This is a genomic window from Spiribacter roseus (assembly GCF_002813635.1).
Taxonomy (GTDB): Bacteria; Pseudomonadota; Gammaproteobacteria; order Nitrococcales; family Nitrococcaceae; genus Spiribacter; species Spiribacter roseus.
Genome location: NZ_CP016382.1, coordinates 1535468 through 1559533, shown reverse-complemented (window position 1 = coordinate 1559533; position 24066 = coordinate 1535468). Strand labels below are relative to the sequence as shown.

Genomic DNA, 24066 nt, shown 5'->3' with positions numbered 1-24066 from the left:
AATGCGCATTCTGATTGACATGCAAGGAGATCAGACGGATAGCCACTACCGTGGCATTGGGCGGTTTGTCAGAGAGCTCGTGAGGGCGCTGCCCCCCCAATATCCAGAGCATCGCTTCATTCTCCATTTCGACACTTCGATGCCGGCTGCGGTATGTCGATGGCAAGAGAGTGCGCTGGCCGCCTTACCGAATGTCGAAATCTCCCGTTGGTCCATGCCGCGCGGCGTTGACCGCCACATCTTCCACCATGATCGATGGCGGGAGATCGGGCAGGGCTTGTATGCGGCCGCGATTGAGCGAGCGGCGCCGGATATCATCCTTATCCCATCTTTCTTCGAGTCGGAGGCGGTGGTCAATCTCTCGCACCTGGATCCCGCCATCCCGCGTGTGGTGTTAATGCACGACCTCATTCCGTTAGTCAATCAGCGCGAATATCTCGACCCGGATCCCGAGACCAAGGCCGACTATTTCCGTCGCGTTGAAGAGGTGAAAAAGGGGGATCATTTCATCTGCAACTCGGCGTTCACCGCGCGGGAGGCTGTGGAATGGCTGGGTATCGAGGCATCCCGTACCACGCCGATCTGGGCGGATGCGGACGCGCGCTTTCGGCCCGATGAAGATAGCGAGACGCGATCCAAAGCGCTGCTGAGGGCGCACGGCGTTGAGGGGCCTTTCGTGCTCCATGCCGGCGCGGTGGACCCGCGCAAGAACGTGGATCTGCTCATCCAGGCCTTCGGGCGTCTGCCCGCTGCGGTCCAGGCTACCCAGCGGCTGGTGCTCGCCGGTCCCATCTCGGGCGCTGAGCGTGATGCCCTTGCCGCCTCCGCAAGGCGACACGGAGTGCCCGCCGATGCGCTCGTCGTCTTGGGCCATGTCAGCGATGAGTTACTCGTTGCTCTTTACAACGGTTGTTCGGCGTTTGTTTTCCCCTCCCGTCATGAAGGCTTCGGGCTGCCGGCGTTGGAAGCCATGCGCTGCGGTGCGCCCGTCCTCGCGGCCAACGCCACGAGCCTGGTCGAAGTGGTGGGTGACGAAGCGGCGCTGTTCGATCCGGATGACCCTCAGGCACTTGCCGAGAAGCTTGAGCGTGTCCTGACGGATGCGGCGTGGCGGGCAGAACGGCTGGCCGCGGCGCAGGAGCAGGCCAGGCGCTTTTCTTGGGATCGTACGGCCGCCCTGACCATGAGTGTGTTCGAGCATCTCGTATCGGCCGAGGACAATCCACGGCGTGCGGACCCTGCCATGGTGTCCAACACCGGCGGTAAGCCACGGCTTGCATTCGTTTCGCCTCTGCCGCCCGCTCATACCGGGATCGCAAACTACAGCGAGGAGCTCCTCCCGGCGCTTGCTGAGCACTACGACATAACCCTGGTCACGGATGAGCCGCTGGTGAGTGACGCGCTGATCGAAGCATTCGGTCAACCGCTGGACCCGGATGGCCTGCGCGAGGCGGCATCAGCATTCGACCGTGTTCTCTACCAGGTTGGGAATTCTCCGTTTCATAGCTTCATGGCCGATCTGATGGACGCGGTGCCCGGTATGGTCGTGATGCATGATGCTTACATCGGGGGGCTCTGGTTTGGTGAGCCGGCGCAGTTCCAGGCCCCGATTGATGGCGCAGGGAAGGGTCCGCCTTGGGCGCAGGCGGTGCGTGTGTCGCACGGCATAGGCGCGGTGGCGGAGGTCCTCGGGATGCCCCGATCCGCGTTCATCGATCAATATCCTGCCAGCTGGCCGATCATCGAGCGGGCTCGTGGCGTGATCGTCCATTCCCGCCACGCCCGTGAACTCGTCGAGCGTCATTACACATCAGACGCTACAAAGCACTGGGCGGTGATTCCGCATTTGCGGGCCCTGCCACAGGAGGCCGACTGCGATGCAGCCAGAGAGCGGCTCGGACTAGCGCCGGATGCGTTCATCATTGCAAGCTTTGGAATGGTTGCGCCGACCAAACGCTGCAAGACCCTCCTTGAGGCTTGGATGGACAGCAGGCTCGCCGGAGATCACCGTTGCCAGCTTATTTTCGCCGGGCCCCTGGATCTGGGCGAATACGGCGCCGCACTGACGGAGATGGCGTCATCGCCTGGGGCCGGCAACATACGCTTCACCGATCGCCTCACCGACGAGGCCTTCGCCGACTGGTTGGCGGCGGCGGATGTCGCGGTGCAGCTGCGCGGCGAGTCTCGGGGCGAGACCTCCGGTGCCGTTACCCACGCTATGGCTCATGGACTCCCCGTGCTGGTGAATACGCACGGGTCGATGGCGGAACTGCCTGACGACGCGGTCTATAAGATCGATGATCCGATTGAGTCGGATGCGCTGATACGGGCGCTGGAGTCGCTACGCGACGACGCTGAGCTTCGCGAGCGCTTGGGTGCAGCGGCGAGGGTCCTGATCGCGACAGCCCATGCCCCAATCGCCTGCGCGGCGGAGTATGCCGAGGCGCTTGAGCGGGCCTATGCCCGAAACCGGGTCTCGGCGAATGGTCTGGTCGATGCGCTGGATGCCCAGGCCATCCAGCGCCTTGGCGCGCCAGATCAAGAGCACCTCGCCACCGCTATTGCGACGACCCTGCCAATGGGGAACCCGAGGCAGCGTCTGTTCATTGATGTAACGGCCACGGCGGCAAGCGATCGAGTGACCGGCGTCGAGCGGGTGGCCCAGCGCCTCGTTGAGTCCTGGCTTATCGACTCACCGGAGGGCTTTCGCATCGAGCCGGTGCGACTGGTGGAAAGCGAGGGCGACTGGTGCTATATCACTGCGCTGGATTGGATGCGGCGCATTACCGGCGGTGATCTTGCCGGGCTGAGCGACGAGGTAGTGGACCCTGGGCCGGGCGATGTCCTCGGCATTGTCGATATCAGTGGCCAGCAACTGGTGGCGGCGGTGGATAGCGGACTTCATCAGCAGCTGCGGGCCAATGGCTGTCTGGTGTTTGCTGTCGTCCACGACATACTCCCGGTCACGCATCCCCATTGCTTCCCGCCGGGTGCCGATAAGACCCATCAGCGTTGGATGGAAGCGGTTTCCACCTTTGATGCGATCTTCGGCACCTCAAAAGCGGTCCGCGATACTGTCCGCGGATGGCTGGTGGAAAACCAGCCGGAGCGCGTTGAGGTCATCAAGACCGGCCACTTTGCGCTGGGCACGGATCATATCGTGACGAGTGAGATGGGGGATGAACCGCCACCCAACCTTGATCTGCCCACCGACCGCCGTCTATTTATCACCGTTGGCACCATCGAGCCGCGCAAACGCCATCAACAGGTGCTGGACGCCTTCGAACATCGCTGGGCGGCCGGTTCGACGGATTGCCTGGTGATTGTGGGCAAAGAGGGCTGGCAGGAACTGCCGGATCTCCACCGACGGGATATTCCGGAGACGGTCAAGCGGCTGAGCGGCCACCGTGAACGCGGCCAGCGCCTGTTCTGGCTGGATGGACTGAACGATTCCGAGCTGGACGCGCTATACCATCAGGCCAATGGCCTGATCGCCGCCTCGGAGGACGAGGGCTACGGCCTGCCCCTGGTCGAGGCGGGGGCGCGGGGTGTTCCTATTCTTGCGCGCGATATTCCGGTCTTCCGCGAAGTGGCTCCTGCCCAGACCTGCTTTTTCCAGGGCCTCACCGGCGACGCGCTCGCGACGGCGCTTGATGACTGGGTCCCGCAGCGCGAGTGTGACGAGTGTCCGGGTCAGAGTGAAGCTTCTGTGTCCTGGCGCGAGAGTGCGAAGCAGCTCTGGGCGCAGATCCATCCATGATCGGCTGGCTGGCCAATCGTCTCGCCGCGATGCATCGTCGTCGGGTATTCGAGGGAATCTACCGGCGGGGCCAGTGGGGACAAGCGCCCAACGGCGAGCGTGAGTCAGGGCGTGGCTCGCACGAGCCCGTCTTCGTGGACCAATACGTCGCTGCCGTGAACGAATTTCTGGCGAGCCATCCGGGCGTTGATCGCCTTGTCGATCTTGGCTGTGGCGATTTCAACGTCGGTCGGCACTTCACCGACCCGGCGCGTGAGTTCCTCGCCTGCGATGTCTCTGGCCTGATCATTCGCCAAAATCGTAGTCGCTACCGTGCTTTACCCGTTCGCTTCGAGCAGCGGGACATCGCCGCGTGCTCCTTACCCGCTGGGGATGTCGGTTTCCTGCGGCAAGTGCTCCAACATCTGCCGAACGATGACATCGCGAGTATCGTGAGGCGCATCAACGCGGCGCGGCCCTATCGCTGGCTGATCGTGACAGAGCATGTGCCTACTGGCGAGTGCTGGTCACCAAACGAGGATATGCCGGCGGGTGGTTCGACTCGGTTACGGGTGAATAGCGGGGTGGAATTAGACGCGCCGCCATTTGGCTTAGCGTACCGTGACAGTCAGATGCTATGTGAGGTGCACGCTCCCGATGACGGTCGGGACGCAGCCGTTCGGACAGTGGCCTACCAGCTGTAACCGGTGATGATATGGCTGTGGGTAATACCGTGACACTGCGGTGACACTGCTGCTGGGGGTGTTGAACCGATCAGATTCATGAGGCATGCTTGACCCAGATTCGCTGTAATCAGTGAAGAACACGGTTGCCAGAGCGGAAGTGAGTAGGAAGCTTTGGGGCCCAATTTGAATTTTGGTTTTGTCGGAGGACAACCGAGATGGCGATCACCGAACAGATGCGTGAGCAAATTTCAGAGCTCTATGTGGGCTTGATTGGACGGGCCCCGGATAGCGATGGCCTCGGGTTTTGGGTGCAGGGCCTGGAAGCGCGACAGGAGGAGCTCGGAAACGAAGCGGCGCTCAAATCAATCGCGCAGGACATGTTCGAGAGCGCGAGTTCGAACGGGTACTACCCCGAGTCCCTGACGAACGAAGAGATTGTTCGCAGCTTTTACGAGAACGTCCTCGGACGTGGAGAGGGCGAGCAGGATCAGGACGGTATCGACTTCTGGACGAGCGCCATGGACAGTCGCGAGCCGGGTGATGTCATTGTCGACATGATTAGCAGCTTGCTCGACTCAGAGGGCGGCAGCGAGCTGACGCAGCAGAGTCGCGACCTCCTGCAGAACAAAGTTGCCGTGGCGAACTATTATGGCACCGATGTCAGTGAGCCGGGCGCGCCGAGCCAAGAAGACGTTGATCTGTCTGAGGCGCTTCTTGACGCGGTGAAGGTCGATACTGATACGTCAACCCCACAGGCCGTGGAGTCATTCGTTGATACGGAAGTTGCGGCCCTTGGCGGGGAGACTTTCACGCTCACTACAAGTGGCGCAGTGATCACAGGTGGTGCCAACTCAAACGTCTCTCCTTCTGATGACAACCCATCCGAGCTTGACGATATCTTCCGCACCGATTCCTCGAACCTGGTCGACTCAGTCATCGATGGCGTCGGCGGCGACGACGTCCTGAAAATCTACCGGATGAACTCCGACACCAACCCTGCCAGCGTCGAGAATGTCCCGGTTGTGAATATCACTGGACGCGATGACAATAATGATACGACGCTCGACGCTGATGCCATGAGCGGCGTTGAGCAGTTCTGGTCTGTCAAGACCGAGGACGGCAACGATAACGAATCCCTGATTGTGGATAACGTCAATGAGTTGGCGACGGTGGGTATGCGCGGCGCGCATTCCACAGAGGCTGACTATCAGGTCAATTTCGCCACGAGCGTGACCGAAGAGAATGACGCTGTCTCAATCGTGCTGGATGGCGTGGGACCGATTGTCGATAGTAACGAGGGGCCGGACCTTAGGGTGGACGGCTTCAAGACTTACGACATTAACAGCACGAACATCGAAGAGACCGGCGGCAACTCGATTAACAACATCGAGGGTGCCGATCTCGAGACGATCAATATCACGGGTGATCAAGATCTCTCGATCAAAACGCCTGATGGTGGCAATAGCAACAACGTTACAACGTTCGACGCCGAAGACTTTAGCGGGGACCTAACGCTTACTGCGAGTCAAGACGCGAACCTGTCCATCACCGGTGGCAGCGGCGATGACACGTTCGACTTTGCCGCCAAGCTAGACAAAAACGACACCGTCGAAGGCGGTTCTGGCGATGATCAGATCGATATGACACTTGTTGGGGACAGCGACTCCTTCAGCACTGACAATTTCGCGGGTGTGACTGGCATTGAGACTGTCGCAATCGGGGTCCACGACGAAAATGATAATCAGGTCTACGACCTGAGTGAACTGCCAGCGGATGTCGTGACATTCGACGTCGAGGTTGATGATCTCCAAGCAAGCAACAACATCGAGAAGATCACCAATCACACCGATCAGACTATTGTTCTGCGTAACGACGCCAACGACGGGGATGATGGGAACACCAAAGTTTCGATCGCTAGCGAGACCGACACGAACGATAATCTGTTGGATCTTCAGATTGTGGACGCTTCGGATGTTAACAATACGAATGACATCGACGAACTAACGGCAGACACCTTCGAGACAGTCAATCTGGAGTCCACGCGTTCTGCCGATGCGAACGAAATCACCAACCGAGTGGATTCGTTTGACGCGAACGATATCGAGACGCTCAACATTTCCGGTGACACGAAGCTGAACCTCACGGCCACTAGTTCTTCCACTGAGCTAACGACGCTGGATGCCTCCGACCTCACCGCGGGGCTGGATGCCACGCTGGCTGAAGGCGACGTCGATGTGACGCTCGCACAGGAAGATTCCAAGGTCGACTTTGGGTCCACACTTGATAACAACGACAGCGTAACCGGCGGGGCTGGAGACGACACCGTCATTGCGGATATCGACGGGCTCGATGAAACGACTGGCGCGCTGAGCATCTCGGATGTCGAAGACATCGAGCTTGAGACCAGTAGTAATGCATCCAGCATCGATGCTTCGGCTATCACGGGTGCTGAGACCATCGCGGTATCGGCAGGCCAGGACGTCACGCTGACAGAGCTCGCCAGTGGTGTTGCTCTGCGCCTTGGTAATGACGCAAACGTTAATTACACGGGCACCCTTGATGTAAGCCTTGCTGATGCAACCGGTGAGAACGACTCCATCACCTTTGAGCTTGCCGACCGGACTGGCACCACTGACGCCACGCTCGTCGCAGAAGACATCGAGACGGCGGTGATTGCCGACCTCGATACAAATTCGAATGCGAATGCTGACCTTGACGTGTCTGGCCTCGACGCCACTACTTTAGAGATCACAGACGGCAACGGTGATACGACTCTGAATCTCAACAGCGGCAGCAATAAGCTCTCCGCGTCGACAAGCACTGTCGCCGCCGGCACTTACGCTGGTTCAACCGTCATCGTTGGATCGGATGACGCGAATGCCCTGGCGCTTGATGTCACTGTCAATGGCGACGCCAATGATGCACATGACATCACCGGTACCGGCAACGATGACGTCATCACCATCACTAACTTCACCGGTAAGGCGGAGACAGTTAATGGTGCTGGTGGCAATGACACGCTCAACATTGATGTCAAAAATGGCTTCAATAACACGAGCAATATCAGCAACGTGGAAGTAATCAACTTCACCGTGAAGGCTGGCGATGACATCGAGATCACTACCGACACCGGTCTGAATGACGCAAACGTCAACGACATCACCGTTTCTGGCGGTGAGGCGTCTGATAAGTTTGCTACGGCTAGTGGCGAGTTGGTCGGTGAGGGAAGTATTGAGTCCTTTGATGCTTCCGAGTTTGCCGGTTACGTTGATATCGAAATCGACGAAAACAGCATCGATGACCGGACTTTCGAGATCACCGGCACGTCGAGCTCGGACGATGTTGTGAGTGTTGATGCAACACCAGAGAGCTCCAGCAACAACTACCAATTCAACACAACGGCGATTGACACCATTGGTATCAAGGAAGACGGGAATAGCACCTACGACTTCACGAATGCCACAGATGTGAATGTTGTTGCTGTTGACAGCGACAGCAACCTGACTTTCACAGGTCTTGCTGCTGGTGTCGCTGTGCAAGCTGGATTGACCGCCGCATCCGCGGGTCAGTTAACGAAAGCTCAGGGCGTTGAAAATTCAACACTTACCCTGAGCTACGCTGAAACCTCCGGTTCGAATGACGCGGCTACGATCAACCTCGCAGCTACTGACAACGTCAACACGGCGTCGGAAAAGGCGACATTTGTGGTCGACGACGTCGAAACGCTGACCTTTGACCATGTTAAAGAAGTGGGCGGGTCTTTTGAGAATCACAATATCTCTTTGACTGGCACAACCAACGAAAACGATGTCACGGTCAACCTCACCGGTGGTGAGGCTGGCAAAACGGTCACGTTCGAAGGTAGTGATTCGCTGGTCGACAGCGTTACCACCGTGGATGCCGAGGAGTTTGCGAGTGACCTCGTAGTTGGTTCGAGCGCCCGCGAGAGCACAGCGGCGATGACTATCACCGCCGGTAGCGGTGACGACACAGTCGCGATGGAGAATCCAGACGACGTGCTCGATGGTGGCGACGGCCACGATCTCCTCGAAGTGGTCTTCAGTGGTGCCCTGGGTGGCATGACCGTGGACCTGTCCGCTGAGGGCGATCAGATTGGCGTATTCAACGGCTCCACAAACAGCGCTGTACAGCAGGGCTTTGAGGATGTGGATCTGTCGAGTTACAGCAACGGTTCGGGAGCTGAGATCACTGGCTCGGATGAAGACAATGAGGTTACGGGTACGGCTAAGCTCGACACGATTAACCTCGGAGATGGCAACGACATCATCAATATCACCACGTTGGATAGCGTAGACAACGACAGCGTTGACGGTGGAAGCGGTAGCGACACGATCGTGATTGCGGATGGACTTGCGTCCGGTGCGGAAACTCAAAACATTGTCGATTTGGATACCTTCGGTGATTCGAAGCTCGCAAATAGCGGCGCACTCGCTGGTTATTCAAACTTCTCTAACGTAGATGCGAGCGCCGAGGACGGTACTAATGACGATTTTTCGTTGCTCGGCACAAGCGGTGAAAACGAGCTAATTGGCGGCGACGGTGAGGACGTGCTCACGGGCCGAGGTGGTGCTGATACGCTGACTGGCGGTGCTGGGGCGAACATCTTTGTCCAGACCGCGGACGATGGCGTTGACTCCACAGCCGTTGCTGATGGCAATGCCGAGGCTACATATGATAACGGCGTCGATGTTGTCGAGGACTTCAGCGATGCTAACGGCGATGTCTTGCAAATTGCCGGCGGACTGGAAACCAACGCGCTGAAGGGTGCGTCAGATTTCACTGGTCTCGCGGATGCTGATGACGGCGTCTACGCCTTCCAGGGCACCTTCGATGCAAATGCCGGTACGTTTACGGTGCAAGACTCCGGCGATAGTCCTGCCGATGTGCTCGTCGCCGACACGACAGTCGATGGTAACGATGCCGTTACCGATCTCGATGATTCAATCGTCTTGGTTGGTGGTGTAGCAGACTACAACACTGGTACAACGATCATTGACATCCCCTAACCGACGAATCCTCACCTGAGGAACGGTTGATAAGAAAAGCCCTCGTCACTTAGTGGCGGGGGCTTTTTTCTACGTAGCAAGAGCATGAAAAGGGTCGCGCGTGACCCTGCTAGGGTGTTTTTTACATGGAAGAAATCAAACTCTCACAGGCCAGTGCACTGATACCTAGGCTGATTGATGATACGAGCGCGCGGGGTTGGGAGAAGCGACTGCAGATCCATGATCCCTGCATCCGCTCCTATGCGATGACCGAGCTGCTTGGTGCCTCTGAGACGCTCAGCACGAAAACGCTGCGCCTTGCGATGCACATCGCTGAGCGGAGCGGGTATTTGCGCCGCAAACTGATTGATCTTTTTATACGCTCCGGGTTTTTCGACTCTGCGGATCGTTTAGTTGAGCTCGAGGCGGCGCAGGCCGATCAGCCTCAAGGACTGCATAAGGCGTTGATCACTGCCATGCGCGATGGTGATCAGAGAGTGGAGGTAGCTGCATGCCATCGGCTTTTCCTCGCTGAGGGTGATCCGGCCTACCTGCGCCAAGCCGCCGAGGTGGCAGCGGGGAGCCTTGGTTACCAGGTGGCCTGGCCCTACTATCTGCGCTTGTTGTTTATCGAGCAGCCGTCGCACGCCTCACGCGTGCTCGATGTCCTGCGCCTTTTCGAGCGCGAAGACGCTCAGGAGCATTTCTCCCGATTCGGTAAGCTTTGTGAGGGGCTCAAGGGCTGTGAGATACCCAAAGCCTACTGGCAAGCGTATCGGCTTTATTGGTCCAAGGACTGGCAGCGGTGTTTAGACTTTATCGAGCGCTCCGGAGTGCTCGCAGCCACCGGCGGGCTCGGCGCTACGTTCCGTCACCTACACGCCCTTTGCCTGGAGAAAAGCAACCGCCATGCCGAGGCGGTGCAGTCCTTCGAAATACAAAATAAGGCGCTCGCGGAGGAGCGCTATACCCCAGAGGCGTTTATCCGCTCTCTGGAGGCCAGACGTGAGCGGGTGATCCCCTCACTGCCGGAGGATGAGCGGCGGGATTACTTCATCATGACCGGCTTCCCACGCTCAGGCACGACGTTGCTTGAGAATGCGCTAGCCGCCCACCCGGCGGTATCAACGGCTGAGGAGACGGGAGCACTGGTCTCGAGTTACGACGGGGCCTTCGCCACGGTCAAGAGCAAAGGCGAGCAGGCCAGTGAGGCGGATGTCCACAAGGCGGCCCTGGATCACCGCTACCGCTACTACCGGGCGCTGGACCGTCACCTGGACACCGATCGGGCCGTGAAGATCGATAAAACCCCGATCCTTGCAGCGAACATCGCCTATCTGGAGAAGCTCTTCCCCGAAAAGCGCTATGTCTTCTCGATCCGCCACCCCTACGACGTGGTGCTGTCGAACTTCAAGCAGCGCTACAAGCAAAACCAGGCCATGGCGGCGTTTAACGACATACACAGCGCCTGCGAGCTCTACGACTACGTCATGAGCAGCTGGTTTACCGCCTTTCCCGGCCAGACAGAGCGGGTGTGCTACGTGCGCTACGATGAACTGGTGACTGACTTTGAGCCGACAATCCGTCGAGTGATCGACTTCCTCGGTGTGGACTGGCACGAAGATGTGCTTAACTTCACCGAGCACTCGAAAAAGCGAGCCGTGCGCACGCCAAGCTACGCCAACGTCCGCAAGGGCCTGACCCTTGGCGTACAGACCTCGTATGGAAACTACCTATTCTTGTTCGATGAACACTGCCGTAGCAAGCTAGACCCTTGGGTAGAGTTCTTTGGATACAGCGTTCAAGAGCCAAACCATGTTTAAAGCAATCATCTTCACTGTAGTGGCCAGAAACTCAATTGCCCCATTTTTGAGCGAGTCCCGGCAGGTTTCGGACCTGGCTCCGGGCGCCGATGCGCGCACGCCGGGTGGCCGTTGCTTGGTAGGAGCTTTAAATCGGGCATTCGGTGACAATTTGTCCAAGGCGCGCGGAATTCCGGACGCATTGGGATCTCGGCACGCGTCGCCGATGATGGGATCGAGGTCCGCCAAGAGTCCTGAGCCTTTAGGCGGCCCAGCGATAACTCGAGTGCAAGCCACCCAGCCACTTGCGGCGCACAAGGCTCCGGGGTTTTTTGAAAAAATCCGGATCGTTTGCTGCGGGGTTCTGGCTCAAGTCGGGAGCAATCGGAGGAATCCCGCCGTTATGCATGTGGGGCCTCGCGGTGTTGTAATAGCGACGGAATTCGCGTAGCAAACGGTTCAAGTGGCGATCGTGGTGCGGTTGGACGTAACGCAAGAGCTCCTCATCAAGTGTGCGGTGAAATCGCTCCACGACTGCGTTTTGCCACGGGCATTTATAGGCGGTGCGTACGACCTTGATGTTCATCGCCGGTAGTATCCGCCTGGCAATCGGGAGAAAAATCTGGTCACGATCCATCACCATGGCCTCTGGCAAGTCATCCATGTCCATGAATGCGTTCCGCAGTTGCTGGGCGACCCACGCGGCCGACGGCGAGTAGGTCGCACGCGACCAATGCAGGACGCGGCGGCCATGATCGATGATATTGAGGATGTAGAGTTGGTCGCCCTTCAGGTCTAGGACTGTCTTGAAGTCGAACGCCATCACGTGTTGGTTGTAGAGGGTGGTAACCCAGCCAGGCTCCTCCTCACGGGGCGGCAGCTTTCCCTTCTTTGGTCCCGGCTTGAAGCCATTCGCCTTCAAGATGTCACATGCTACCGTTCTGCCGATGCGAAAGCGCAGTTCACCCCCAGAGATAATGTTGGCGATACGTCGGGCGCTGTATCCGGAGTTTTCGCGCTTGATTGTCAAGATGGCCTCGACAATGAATTCTGGCGTCGATGGTCGGCCGCGCCGCTTGCCCTCCGCGATCTTGTCGGCGTGCGATTTGCGGCTTTTGCCTTGAAGCCACTGGATGTACGTCGTCGGCGTAAAGCGCATGAAGCGCGTGACCCATGGGAAAAGCCGGTGTGCGCTGCCAATGAACCAGCGTTGCCAGCCCGTTAGACTCGGTCGCCTTCGTACCAATCGCCGCTTAGCCGGCGGCGTTCGGTTACTCTGCGCCGGGACCACCTTGGCTCGCAGGCTTTTGACCTCCAAGGACAGTGCGACCAACTGAAGCCGGCGCTGAGCCCATGCGATCCGATCGCGCCTGAATCGTCGACCGCTGGCCAAGCCGACCATCAGTCCAGAGGCAAACGCCACGACGGGTAACAGCCAAGCTTCCATTGGACCATCCTTTGGCAAAACGATGCGAGGATACGCTAGAAGTAGCCTAAACCAATTGAGCTGGGTTTGTTTGGAGGCCGTTTCATGTTGGAGATGATCGTGGTGAAAGCCATCCATGACATAGACGCGGGCGTCTGGCTGGTGGAGTCCTCGGATATTCCAGGACTCAGTTTGGAGGGCAATACGCTCGAACACCTTGCCGGGAAGTTCCCCGGCGCGATCCTTGACCTGATCGAAGCCAGTGGCGGTGCCGGAGGCAAGTTTGATATGCCGGTAATGCTGATCGCCCAAGCCAATAGCTTGGCCGGAGAGCTCTCGAAAAAGCCCTTCTGAGCGTCGGGGTCTGGTGACCTACATGCCGTGGCCGGCATGCGCCGAGCGCGATGCGAGGCCTTCCGCCCATTCCAGCTGTCGTGGTAGGCACACCGACCGCAGGTCGTAGTTGGCGATGTCGAACGCCCGGGCCTGTTCAGGAGTATTCCGCAGCTTTCCGGCAAGGACCGAGACGCGAGGTCGCTGATCGCACTCAAGCTTGGCTGAAATATCCCTGTCGCGTACACCCGAACATCGAGTATCACGCGATGATCAGTTACCCTATTCTGCATTCATTCACAAAAGGGAGCTAATACCATGGCCAACACAGTCACCATCGACGGTAACGAATACGACCTTGAGAGCCTGAACGAGGCAGCGAAGTCGCAGCTCACGAACGTCCAAGTCACTGATCAGGAGATCGCCCGACTGCAGCAGCGGCTGGCCATTGCGCAGACGGCGCGGCAGGCCTACGCCCGGGCGCTGCAGGCGGAGTTACCGCAGTCCTGATCGGCGGCTGTCATGCTCAAAAATTAGCTTGAGACGCCGGTCCGGACGAAACTTCTGGCTAGGCAAGCCGTGTATTCCAGTCAAGGGGGAGCCTACAAAGGGACCTTACTTCCAAGTGATGGGCCCCGCTTCTTTGGCCAACAGTTTTGACCCACCCGGCTGATCACGTAGCCATCTCGGCAGGCTTTCTGGGCAAGCGCGCAGGCGAAGTAGGACTTGCCGACGCTGGTGGAGCCGTTGATGAGGACGTTACGCTCCTTGCTTATCCATTGCGGGCTCACGAGCTGGCGGTCCTCCCGGGCCATGACCTCACGATCGAGCAGCAGGGCGAGGCGGTCCATGAAAGGTATCTGGCTGATGGCCTCGCGCTCGATGATCAACACTGCGTTGTCGACGAGGCTCTTATCCCGCGGGCTACGCACCCGTGCCGGGACCACGCGAACGCCGTAGCGCTCGGCAAGCCGCGTGTAGTCGATGTTCAGATCCGGGTCGTAGCGGTGGGCCTTGTTCACACCGCTTCTAAGGTTATCCGGCACCACCGTCTCCGGTACACCGCCGAAGTACTCGAACGCCCGGATATGCGAGCCCTGCCAGTCATGCGCAGTTGCTCGCAGAACCACGCGTAGTTGTACCCGTCGGGATGAACTTCGCGGTACTCCAGCCAGACCTGTCGTCGGGTCATGCCGCGGTGCTTGAGCTCACGCTCAACCGCTGACCAGTTCGGTACCGGGCGCCTCGCCCTTGGTGTGGGCTTGGGTTTAGCGTAGAGCATCGCCTCGAGCTGTGCGTCGTCCAGACCCTCAGGAAGCGGCTAGCTCAGACCGGCGCGCGGACACGCCGCATCGGTAGTCTCCTGGTCGGCATCGTGGCTCTCTCCTCTCTGGTCGGGGAAAGAGCCGGAGTATCTCCCAGCAGCCACACTCGGGTCCCTCATCACGTGGAATCCGGGGTCCGCATGCCGATTCTGTTCGGGTCAACGAAATACCCAGAGGCGGGATGCGGTGTAGATAAGTACGGGTACCGCCAGTGTCGAGATTGTGATGGAAGCGATGCCATTCATGTGTGTCGTCGTCACCACGATACCGAGGAAAAAGTTATTGATTAGAAACCCGCCGAATGCGACCAAGAAAAACTTTTTTGAGTCGCCTTGACGTTGAAAGGTAAAGTTTTGGTGACCGTAAAAAGAAACCGGTACTGCGCTGCAGAATGCCAGAAAGTTCGTGAGAAAGACTGAGAATCCCGGATAAATCAAGAGCAATGCAGATGCCGTTGCCAGATGGACAGCGGTCGCAGCGCCCCCGACAATCCCAAATTTGAAAAGCCGGCCAACCTCAGCAATCAACATGACGACTGCTCCTTAGCTGCCTTGGGTCGTCACGCTTGAGATAGGATGCGATCAATTGGCCGCTCATGGCGTGCAGATCCACACTGATTGTCCATCATCGCATGTGCCATCGCGGTGATTGAATCGTGTGAGCGCGGTCGAACGCTTTGGATAGTCATCTTTGTCGAAAAAGACAACGACGTTATCACCTAGCTGATCGATATTGGACGCGGCGCCCTCGTTGCAGGCTGGGGCGTGTCGGGCGACATAGCCTGTATTAATGGTCATCCCCTCATCGATGGCGAACCGCATGGCGGCTAGCAGATCGGTCGGCGGCCCGTCCTGACAGCCGAAGAGGGGGCTAAAGAAAAGATGCTCAGCATCGGAAGGCACGTGCTCATCCCAAATTTCTATCTCGCCCCTGGCTTCCGCCGGTCGATGGAGATAACTGGAGACATTTTCATGATGATTTTGAAGATCAACCAATTGAATCAACGCTAGGCCGATGAAAACAGGGGTTGCCCAGTGTGCGTTTGGCCTTTTTGCGTAGGCAAGAACCGCAAAAAGAGCGATCGTATATCCTGGTAACCAAAAGAACCGGCCGGATGACCGAAAAATGTCAGTGATAGGTTCAAATGGCTTGAAGATACGATTCGTGAGTATATGAGTCTCACCGAAGTAGATTTGTGACGATAATGCGTAGAGGGTGAGCAAAATACAGAGAATGAAGAGATACCGATGTTGATTGATGATCCGCCATCGGCTGCCGCATGTACGCCAGACGGCCAATAAGAAAAGCAGAATCACTCCAAAACCCAGATAGTTGAAGCCTTCGCCCTGGCCGCCATGGGCGATGGGGTTCCCCGGGATTTCCAACAGATACCCGCCGGTCAATGGCGCGAGCAGGTTCATCGAGTAGTAGCCAAAACCCCAGCTCTCGGCGCCGCTCGAACCGGGTAGCGGAAGGATGGTGACCAATGTCGATGCGGCGACTGGAACAAAAGCGAGGGCGGCCTTTGATGCAAAGCGGAGCTGCCCGCGACAGGGAGTTACAGCCAGAACTGATACGGCATAGAGCGGAATGAGCATCGCCGTTAGGTAGAGGTTGATATAAAAGGCGATCAGTAGCAGCGCGGACCAGCTGATGAGGGGGAGTCGGGTCTCTTGCCAGCCCCTTAGGTAGAGCAGCAGGCCTGCAAGAAGTAGCCAATGGGAGGTGAGGCTGACATGGCCAAGGCGATGTGTGAGGGCGGGAAAGCTGACCAGAAAAAAGGAAAGCGCGATGAGCGCCCCCCACTGACGGACCTGCAGTGTGCGGAGGATCAGCCACCCGAAGACGGCTTGCAGAGTAATGGATGCGGCCAGCCAGGCACCGTAAGGGTTGATGGGTAGCGCAGTGTCCGGAACAAAGAGTTTCAGAATAAGGGCGAGCGCGGGGATTACATCCAGGAAAATCGCATTCGTGCCTTGCGGGTAGACAATTGATTGAACAGATAGGAGGGGAAAGTTCCACGGCTCAGCGAGGAAGGCGTTAAGCCCCGCAAGGTACTGCGAGATGTCTTCTCGCTGAGCGTGCCACCACGGGGCATCGCCGGTCACGAACCCGGCAGGAAAAAGTAGCGTAATGTACGTCCCGGCAATCGCTACAGCAATCAATAGGCCAACGGGACCAGTTGGATCCCTCAGCGATCTCGCCCCTGAAATCATGTATCGTATGGAAGACGTTTCTAGACCACTCATGTGGAATCGGTCTCCATGACGACGTATAGCGGTCGACGTTTGGTCTCAGAAAACATCCTCGCGACGTACTCACCGAGTATGCCGATCGACAGCAATTGCATGCCCCCGAAAAAGAGAACCGCAGACATCAGCGAAGCATATCCGGGCGTATCGATACCCCATATCAGTGTCTTGGTGATAATGATGGCCATATACACGAAGGCTGATAAAGCGATGATACCGCCGATGTAGGTCCAGATTCTTAACGGCCAGGTTGAAAAGCCAATGAAACCGTCGAGCGCAAAGTTCCATAGTTTCCAGTAATTGAATCGGCTCGTTCCCGTCAGACGTCCACGTTGTTGATAGATAACTGCTTCAGATCGGAAACCGGCCCAGGCATAGATGCCTTTCATAAAACGGTTACGCTCGGGCAGCCGATTGATCGTATCCACCACCACACGGTCAAGCAGGCGGAAGTCACCGGCGGAAGCAGGGATATCAACCTCGGATATTTTATTGAACAACCGATAGAACCAGGAGGAAGTGGCGGTCTTGCTAGCCGTCTCTGCTTGTTTGGATGCGGGGATGCCGTACACCACCTCGACGCCTCGGTGACGCCAGACGTCGATGAAATCGATCACCGCTTCCGGGGGGTGCTGCAGATCCGCATCCATGGGGACGACCGCATCCCCCGTCGCATGCTGGAGGCCGGCGCTCAAGGCAGCCTCTTTGCCGAAATTCCTCGAAAAGGACACATATCGTGCGCCTGGATAAGTGCTCGACAGCTCACGCAGGATTTCTAGGGTTCCATCAGTTGAGCCATCGTCGATGAAGATTACCTCCAGGGCGGGCACCACCGGCAGCAGTACCTCGAGCGTTTCATCCAGAAATCGCCTGAGTGAGTGGGCCTCGTTCAGAACCGGCACGATCAGTGACAGCGTCCACTGAGTGGAGGGAGGGTGTGCAGTCATTGGTTGCGTCATTCCGCTCCTGGGTGTTGGGGTATGTCATGCCGAGGGTAATACAGCATCACGATACAGCTTGATGCTCAAGTGCCGCGGCTTCCCGCCGGGGTACCGGTGTCGTCGCATGGAGGCAGCGGCCGACGCTGAAGGCAAAGGAGATCGAACGATGGCCTATGACTACAACACGGACTGGCTTGGATCGGGTACGGACGCATTCAAAGCGCTCATGGCAACGCATGAGGATGCGCTCGCATACGGACAGACATTGAGCAGTAAACCAGTTACGTATTCCTTCTATACCGAGAGTGAGCGGCCTCCGTATTCGGATTACAGCTACGTACCGACTGGAGAGTCTGCGCAATTCGAGGCCTTCAGTCAGAGGGAAAAGGATCTAACCCAGGCGGTTTTTGATCAGGTGGCAGCGTTTACCGGGCTCAGCTTTGAGGAAGTAGCCCCCGGGGAAGGGGATGTTCGCTTCGGGACGCACAACATGACCATGGGAGGGTATGCGAACTACCCGAGTGATTACTACGAATATGGGAATAATTTCGTCAGTACGGATCTCGTAGGGCGTGACTTCGCGGAGACCCTGATCCACGAGATCGGTCACTCGCTGGGGCTTAAGCATCCGCAGCCCTACAATGGTGGATATGAATCGGCAGTGCTTCCCGATGCACTTGATACGCCATTGATGTCGGTCATGACCTACAATGCGATCGATACGTCACCATCATATTACTCACCTGTGAACACGCTATCGTTTGGGCCCCTCGATATTCATGCGCTCCAGCAGATGTACGGGCGTGCGGATGATGGGTCGGGTATCACCTACCGAGTTGATGAGTCGTCTGCAGCGGGCGATTCGGTCGTCAGCGGCTTTTCGACGGTGAGCTTTGATCTTGATCTCTCTGGCGCCGAGGGCTCGGACTTTATGTGGCTTTTCGGCACCACAGGGCAGGATAAGCTCTACCTCGGAGAAGTTGGCGGCCGTGTCGACGCAGATCTTGAATCCGGTCGAATCTCGATCGGCGAGACCGAGACCCTCGGCAGCGTCTACGATTGGGCATCGGGGACGAAGAACTCGGCGGCGTTCGGCGAGGTCGGGAACATTCGGCTCGCACCGGATACGGACGAGGCCGCCCACGGGGTTGAACATGTCGTGTTCACCGAACACACCGACATTGTAAACCTCGGAGACCTTGCTTCCACGATCGAGTTGCGGGGCGGCGACGACCGCGTCAGCGGCTTCGCGGGCGGTGTCGACCTGGACGCAGGGTTGGGTGAAGACGTCTGGCGCCCAGGCATCAGTTACCAAGACAGTGAGGCACGTCAAAGCGAGAGTGGGTTAACGCTAACATCTAATGGCAGTACGGTGGATTTTTCGGGGTTCAGCGAGGTTGCGTTCTCCGACGATCGACTCGTAATAGGGCCCTCCGGCGACTCTCTCGAAGCTCAGGCGTACAGAATCTATAAGGCTGCATTTGATCGGTTGCCGGATCTGGAAGGGCTTGGCTTTTGGGTCAACGCCCTCGAGTCAGGTGTTGGGGTGGATGAGGTCGCTGCGGAGTTCGTTGCGTCCGATGAGATGGCCGAAAAGTACGGCGCCTCACTGACTGATAGAGCCTATGTTGATGCCCTTTACAACAACGTGCTCGGTCGGTCGCCCGATGATGATGGGTTCGAGTTTTGGCTCAACGCGATCGAGAATAACCCGGCTGTCTCTGAGGAGAGTCTTTTGGTCGAATTCGCCGAATCGACCGAGAATGTTGAGAATGTGGCGGGCATCATTGACGAGGGGGTGATGTATCTCGAGTGGGCGTGAAGGTCGACTCAGATAGCCCACGCCATATGAGTTAAGGCTCAAGCCGGGTCCCTCGGGACGGAGATGAGGCACCCTTGACATCCGCCCCCGCATTCACCAACATTCAGGGCTTGATTCTGGAGGGATACCCAAGCGGTCAACGGGGGCAGACTGTAAATCTGCTGGCACAGCCTTCGGGGGTTCGAATCCTCCTCCCTCCACCAGATTTCTGACCCGCGGCCGACGCGGGCCCGGGCACGCGGGTGTAGTTCAACGGTAGAACCTCAGCCTTCCAAGCTGATGATGTGGGTTCGATTCCCATCACCCGCTCCAGAGCAAAGCCCATGTAGCTCAGGGGTAGAGCACTCCCTTGGTAAGGGAGAGGCCGGCGGTTCAAATCCGCCCATGGGCTCCAGATCCAGTGAACTTTTCAGGGGGTACCACCGTGGCCAAGGCGAAATTTGAGCGCAGCAAGCCGCACGTAAACGTTGGCACGATTGGTCATGTTGACCATGGCAAGACGACGCTGACGGCGGCGATGACGAAGGTACTGGCGGCTGAGTACGGTGGGGTCGCGCAGGACTTCAGCCAGATTGACAATGCGCCGGAAGAGCGTGAGCGGGGTATTACGATTGCCACCGCGCATGTGGAGTACGAGACGCATGACCGGCACTACGCGCACGTGGACTGTCCGGGGCACGCGGACTATGTGAAGAACATGATCACCGGTGCCGCGCAGATGGACGGGGCGATTCTGGTGGTCTCGGCGGCGGATGGTCCGATGCCGCAGACGCGTGAGCACATTCTGCTGGCGCGCCAGGTGGGTGTGCCGTCGATTGTGGTGTTCCTGAACAAGGCGGACATGGTCGACGATGCCGAGCTGCTCGAGCTTGTTGAGATGGAAGTCCGTGAGCTGCTCTCGAGCTACGACTTCCCGGGCGATGATGTGCCGGTGATCACGGGCTCGGCGCTGAAGGCGCTCGAGGGGGATACCTCGGAGATGGGCTCGCAGGCGATCGTCAAGCTGGTGCAGGCGATGGACGAGTACATGCCGGAGCCGGAGCGGGCGGTGGACGGTGCGTTCCTGATGCCCATCGAGGATGTGTTCTCGATCTCGGGCCGTGGCACGGTGGTGACCGGTCGCGTGGAGCGCGGCATCATCAAGACCGGCTCGGATGTGGAGATCGTGGGCATCAACCCGACGACCAAGACGGTGGTCACGGGGGTGGAGATGTTCCGCAAGCTGCTCGACGAGGGGCGTGCCGGGGATAACATCGGCGCGCTGCTGCGCGGGACCAAGCGCGATGATGTCGAGCGCGGCCAGGTGCTGTGCAAGCCCGGGTCGATCACGCCGCACACGAAGTTCGAGTGCGAGGTGTATGTGCTGGGCAAGGACGAGGGCGGCCGTCACACGCCGTTCTTTGACGGCTACCGCCCGCAGTTCTACTTCCGGACCACGGATGTGACCGGTGCCTGCGACCTGCCCTCGGGCACGGAGATGGTGATGCCGGGTGATAACGTGCAGATGACCGTGTCGCTGATCGCGCCGATCGCGATGGAAGAGGGTCTGCGCTTCGCGGTCCGCGAGGGCGGCCGCACCGTCGGTGCCGGCGTCGTCTCCAAGATCCTCGGGTAAACCGATCGCGTGTTGTCAAGGCCCTGGGGTTTCAAAACCCCGGGGCTTTGCGTACACTACCGAGTTCGCCGTTTGATGGCCGGTCAAACGCGAGTATAGGCCAGTAGCTCAATTGGCAGAGCAACGGTCTCCAAAACCGTAGGTTGGGGGTTCGAGTCCCTCCTGGCCTGCCATTTAATCCGGTCACCAACAGCGTCGCGGGTTCCATGAGCGCAAACGATCAGACGACGACCACGGGTACGGACAAGGCCAAACTGACTTTGGCCGCCGCGACCTTCCTTGCAGGTGTGGTCGGTTTCTATGGCCTCGAAGGCCAGTCCGACCTGATTCGCGTGGTGGGCATGGTGGCCGTGGCAGGCATCGCCATCGCCATCGCAATGACCAGCCAGCCCGGGCGGAATGCCTGGAGCTTCGCCCGCGAGGCGCGCCAGGAGCTGCGCCGCGTGGTGTGGCCGACCCGGCAGGAGTCGATTCAGACGACGCTGGTCGTGCTGGTCATGGTTTTCATCGTCGCCATCCTGCTGTGGCTGATGGATATGTTTTTCATGTGGGGCGTTGGCGCCCTCGTACGCCCCGGAGGCTGATCACTCATGGCGAAACGCTGGTACGTCGTTCACGCGTATTCCGGGTTTGAAAACCAGGTGAAAAAGGCGCTCGAGGAGCACATCGCGCGGGCCGGCATGGAAGACGAGTTCGGCGAGGTGCTGGTACCCGCGGAAGAAGTCGTCGAGATGAAGGAAGGCCAGCAGCGTCGCAGCGAGCGCAAGTTCTTCCCGGGCTATGTCCTGGTGCAGATGGAAATGGGCGACGACACCTGGCATCTGGTCAAGAACGTGCCGCGGGTGATGGGGTTCATCGGTCCGTCGCGGGGGCGCCCGGCGCCGATCTCCGACGCCGAGGCCGCCAACATTCTTGATCGCGTCCGGGAGGGCGTCGACAAGCCGCGTCCGAAGGTGCTGTTCGAAGTCGGCGAAGTGGTGCGCGTGACCGACGGCCCGTTCAACGACTTCAATGGCGTGGTCGAGGAAGTCAACTACGAGAAGAGCCGCCTGCGGGTGGCGGTTCTGATCTTCGGTCGCTCCACCCCGGTGGAGCTCGATTTCAGTCAGGTCGAAAAGACCTAGTCAGGCGGTCCGCCGTCAGGGGAGCCGGGGTGAAAGCCCCCGGCGCTACTACCCACATCAGGAGCTCAATCAATGGCGAGAAAAGTCGAAGCCTACATCAAGCTGCAGGTCCCCGCCGGGGCCGCCAAGCCGAGCCCGCCGGTGGGGCCGGCGCTGGGTCAGCATGGTCTGAACATCATGGAGTTCTGCAAGGCGTTCAACGCGCAGACCCAGGACATGGAGCAGGGTCTGCCGACCCCGGTGGTGATCACCGTTTACTCCGACCGCAGCTTTACGTTCATCACCAAGACACCGCCGGCCGCGGTTCTCCTCAAAAAGGCCGCGGGCATCAAGTCGGGCAGCGGCACGCCGCACACCACCAAGGTGGGCACGGTGAATCGTGAGCAGCTCGAGGAGATCGCGCAGACGAAGTGGCCCGATCTCAATGCCGCTGGTATGGAAGCGGCGGTCAAGACGATCGCCGGCTCCGCCCGCAGCATGGGCCTGAACGTGGAGGGGGTGTAACGCCATGGCAAAACTGACCAAGCGCCAGCGCGTATTCGAAGAGAAGATCGACCGCGACCGCCTGTACCCGGCCCAGGAGGCGTTCAACCTGCTCAAGGAGCTCGCCACCGCGAAGTTCACCGAGTCCATCGACGTCGCCGTCAATCTGGGGATTGATCCGCGCAAGGGTGATCAGATGGTGCGCGGCTCAACGGTGCTGCCGAATGGCACCGGCAAGACCGTCCGGGTCGCCGTGTTCGCCCAGGGGGCCAATGCCGAGGCCGCCGAGGCGGCCGGTGCCGATACGGTGGGAATGGACGACCTGGCCGAGCGCATGCAGGGCGGCGAACTGGATTATGACGTGGTCATCGCCAGCCCGGACGCCATGGGCGTCGTGGGTAAGCTGGGCCGTCTGCTGGGCCCGCGGGGGCTGATGCCCAACCCGCGCGTAGGCACAGTCGCCACGGATGTGGCCGAGGCCGTGCGCAACGCCAAGGCCGGGCAGGTGCGCTACCGCGCCGACCGTGGCGGGCTGATTCATTGCAGCCTCGGCAAGGCCGATTTCGAGCCGGAGGCCCTCGCGCAGAACCTCCAGGCCCTGATCAATGATCTGCAGAAGATCAAGCCGGCCTCGTCGAAGGGTGTCTATCTCAAACGGGCCACGGTCTCCACGACGATGGGGCCGGGGGTGCCGGTGGATTTGGGGGCGCTGACCTAGTCAGCGGCTCCGATGTCGCGGCCATTGTGTCAATGGCTGCTGGCTGTCATCGAGACAGCCGTCATAGACCGTTGGGTGCGGTTCGCCGCGTAAGTGTCATACGACCGCCAGCGGTAGACGGTGTGCCGGACAGGACAGGTTTCCTGCACGGGTTCACCGTTACGGGGCAGACGGGCCGAGGGTCCGGATGCCATTACCAACCGCCGTTCCAGGAGGCATTTGAATGGGCGTAAGTCTGGAACAGAAAAAGCGGATGGTGCAGGAAGTCGCTGAGGTGGCTGGTCAGGCCCATTCCGCGGTTGCCGCGGAATACCGGGGTCTGTCCGCCGGTGATATGGATAGCCTGCGTGTGCAGGCCCGGGATGCGGGCGTTTATGTGCGGGTGGTTAAGAACACCCTCGCGAAGCGCGCCGTCGAGGGCACGCAGTTCGAGTGCATGAGCGAAGACCTTGAAGGTCCGCTGGTGCTCGCGTTCTCGCAGGAAGATCCCGGCTCAGCCGCCCGTGTTCTCAAGAGCTTTGCCAAGGAACACGAACAGCTGGTAGTGAAAATGCTGGCGGTCGGCGGGGAGAAATACCCCGGGTCCGAGATCGACCGGCTGGCCACACTGCCCACCTACGACGAGGCGATCAGTCGCCTCATGGCGACCATGCAGGCGCCGGTACAGAAGCTCGCCACCACCCTCAACGAGGTGCCCGGCAAGCTGGTGCGTACCGTCTCCGCGGTCAAGGACGCCAAGCAGTAGGATCGACAGCCCTGTCGCTGCCGTTCGCGCAATTATCAATCGAATCAGC

18 protein-coding genes and 4 tRNA genes are annotated in these 24066 nt (G+C 59.0%); 17 read left to right on the top strand and 5 right to left on the bottom strand.

The genetic code is table 11. The features are described 5' to 3' along the window. Position 1: 1 nt before the first annotated feature. The 4 genes from BBH56_RS07675 to BBH56_RS07660 all read left to right on the top strand — a co-directional run bounded on the left by BBH56_RS07675 (position 2) and on the right by BBH56_RS07660 (position 11254). Complete coding sequence (locus BBH56_RS07675; protein ID WP_148122447.1) at positions 2–3760, top strand: glycosyltransferase; 3759 nt, start codon at positions 2–4, stop codon at positions 3758–3760. Then, positions 3757–4443, top strand: a complete 687-nt coding sequence (locus tag BBH56_RS07670) for a class I SAM-dependent methyltransferase (protein WP_148122446.1) — start codon at positions 3757–3759, stop codon at positions 4441–4443. Before BBH56_RS07675 ends, BBH56_RS07670 begins: the two co-directional genes overlap by 4 nt. Before the next feature lie 197 nt (positions 4444–4640). Then, on the top strand, positions 4641–9452 hold the full coding sequence (locus BBH56_RS07665; protein ID WP_148122445.1) for a DUF4214 domain-containing protein: 4812 nt from the start codon (positions 4641–4643) through the stop codon (positions 9450–9452). Positions 9453–9577: 125 nt separating this feature from the next. After that, positions 9578–11254 carry a sulfotransferase family protein gene (locus BBH56_RS07660; RefSeq protein ID WP_148122444.1) on the top strand — a complete coding sequence of 559 codons (1677 nt, stop codon included), beginning with the start codon at positions 9578–9580 and terminating at the stop codon, positions 11252–11254. Between the two features lie 241 nt (positions 11255–11495). Here the strand turns inward: BBH56_RS07660 and BBH56_RS07655 are convergent, their stop codons facing one another. Further along, positions 11496–12680 carry an integrase core domain-containing protein gene (locus BBH56_RS07655; RefSeq protein ID WP_148122443.1) on the bottom strand — a complete coding sequence of 395 codons (1185 nt, stop codon included), beginning with the start codon at positions 12678–12680 and terminating at the stop codon, positions 11496–11498. A gap of 84 nt (positions 12681–12764) precedes the next feature. On the opposite strand from BBH56_RS07655, the gene BBH56_RS07650 reads away from it, so the two are divergent. Both BBH56_RS07650 and BBH56_RS07645 read left to right on the top strand, forming a co-directional pair. Further along, complete coding sequence (locus BBH56_RS07650; protein ID WP_148122442.1) at positions 12765–13013, top strand: DUF1902 domain-containing protein; 249 nt, start codon at positions 12765–12767, stop codon at positions 13011–13013. Positions 13014–13310: 297 nt separating this feature from the next. Then, on the top strand, positions 13311–13502 hold the full coding sequence (locus BBH56_RS07645; protein ID WP_144347931.1) for a DUF6447 family protein: 192 nt from the start codon (positions 13311–13313) through the stop codon (positions 13500–13502). Between the two features lie 92 nt (positions 13503–13594). On the opposite strand, the gene BBH56_RS07640 is transcribed toward BBH56_RS07645, so the two are convergent. The 4 genes from BBH56_RS07640 to BBH56_RS07625 form a co-directional block, all read right to left on the bottom strand. After that, positions 13595–14122, bottom strand: a complete 528-nt coding sequence (locus BBH56_RS07640; protein WP_148122441.1) for an ATP-binding protein — start codon at positions 14120–14122, stop codon at positions 13595–13597. Between the two features lie 353 nt (positions 14123–14475). Next, positions 14476–14847: a GtrA family protein gene (locus BBH56_RS07635; RefSeq protein ID WP_148122440.1), complete on the bottom strand. Its 372-nt coding sequence runs from the start codon at positions 14845–14847 to the stop codon at positions 14476–14478. A 63-nt stretch (positions 14848–14910) separates the two neighbouring features. Continuing rightward, positions 14911–16425 (bottom strand): DUF6311 domain-containing protein, encoded by a 1515-nt coding sequence (locus BBH56_RS07630; protein WP_157809123.1) that lies wholly within the window; start codon positions 16423–16425, stop codon positions 14911–14913. 137 nt (positions 16426–16562) lie between these two features. Beyond that, positions 16563–17528 carry a glycosyltransferase family 2 protein gene (locus BBH56_RS07625; protein ID WP_198515204.1) on the bottom strand — a complete coding sequence of 322 codons (966 nt, stop codon included), beginning with the start codon at positions 17526–17528 and terminating at the stop codon, positions 16563–16565. Between the two features lie 148 nt (positions 17529–17676). On the opposite strand from BBH56_RS07625, the gene BBH56_RS07620 reads away from it, so the two are divergent. The 11 genes from BBH56_RS07620 (at position 17677) to rplJ (ending at position 24017) form a co-directional block, all read left to right on the top strand. Then, entirely contained in the window at positions 17677–19332 is a 1656-nt protein-coding gene (locus tag BBH56_RS07620; protein WP_157809122.1) for a DUF4214 domain-containing protein, read from the top strand. Positions 19333–19450: 118 nt separating this feature from the next. After that, positions 19451–19535 (top strand) — tRNA-Tyr (locus BBH56_RS07615). Between the two features lie 35 nt (positions 19536–19570). Then, positions 19571–19644 (top strand) — tRNA-Gly (locus BBH56_RS07610). A gap of 7 nt (positions 19645–19651) precedes the next feature. Beyond that, a tRNA-Thr gene (locus BBH56_RS07605) sits at positions 19652–19726 on the top strand. Positions 19727–19756: 30 nt separating this feature from the next. Then, positions 19757–20947, top strand: coding sequence for an elongation factor Tu (tuf, locus tag BBH56_RS07600; protein ID WP_148122436.1), 1191 nt, complete (start codon positions 19757–19759; stop codon positions 20945–20947). Between the two features lie 97 nt (positions 20948–21044). Next, positions 21045–21120, top strand: a tRNA-Trp gene (locus tag BBH56_RS07595). Positions 21121–21153: 33 nt separating this feature from the next. Continuing rightward, positions 21154–21531 (top strand): preprotein translocase subunit SecE, encoded by a 378-nt coding sequence (gene secE, locus BBH56_RS07590; RefSeq protein WP_148122435.1) that lies wholly within the window; start codon positions 21154–21156, stop codon positions 21529–21531. Between the two features lie 6 nt (positions 21532–21537). Beyond that, entirely contained in the window at positions 21538–22071 is a 534-nt protein-coding gene (nusG, locus tag BBH56_RS07585) for a transcription termination/antitermination protein NusG (protein ID WP_069134440.1), read from the top strand. Between the two features lie 72 nt (positions 22072–22143). Then, positions 22144–22575, top strand: coding sequence for a 50S ribosomal protein L11 (gene rplK, locus BBH56_RS07580; RefSeq protein ID WP_069134441.1), 432 nt, complete (start codon positions 22144–22146; stop codon positions 22573–22575). A gap of 4 nt (positions 22576–22579) precedes the next feature. Further along, positions 22580–23272: a 50S ribosomal protein L1 gene (gene rplA / locus BBH56_RS07575; protein ID WP_144347954.1), complete on the top strand. Its 693-nt coding sequence runs from the start codon at positions 22580–22582 to the stop codon at positions 23270–23272. 223 nt (positions 23273–23495) lie between these two features. Further along, positions 23496–24017, top strand: a complete 522-nt coding sequence (gene rplJ / locus BBH56_RS07570; protein WP_144347955.1) for a 50S ribosomal protein L10 — start codon at positions 23496–23498, stop codon at positions 24015–24017. Positions 24018–24066 lie beyond the last annotated feature (49 nt).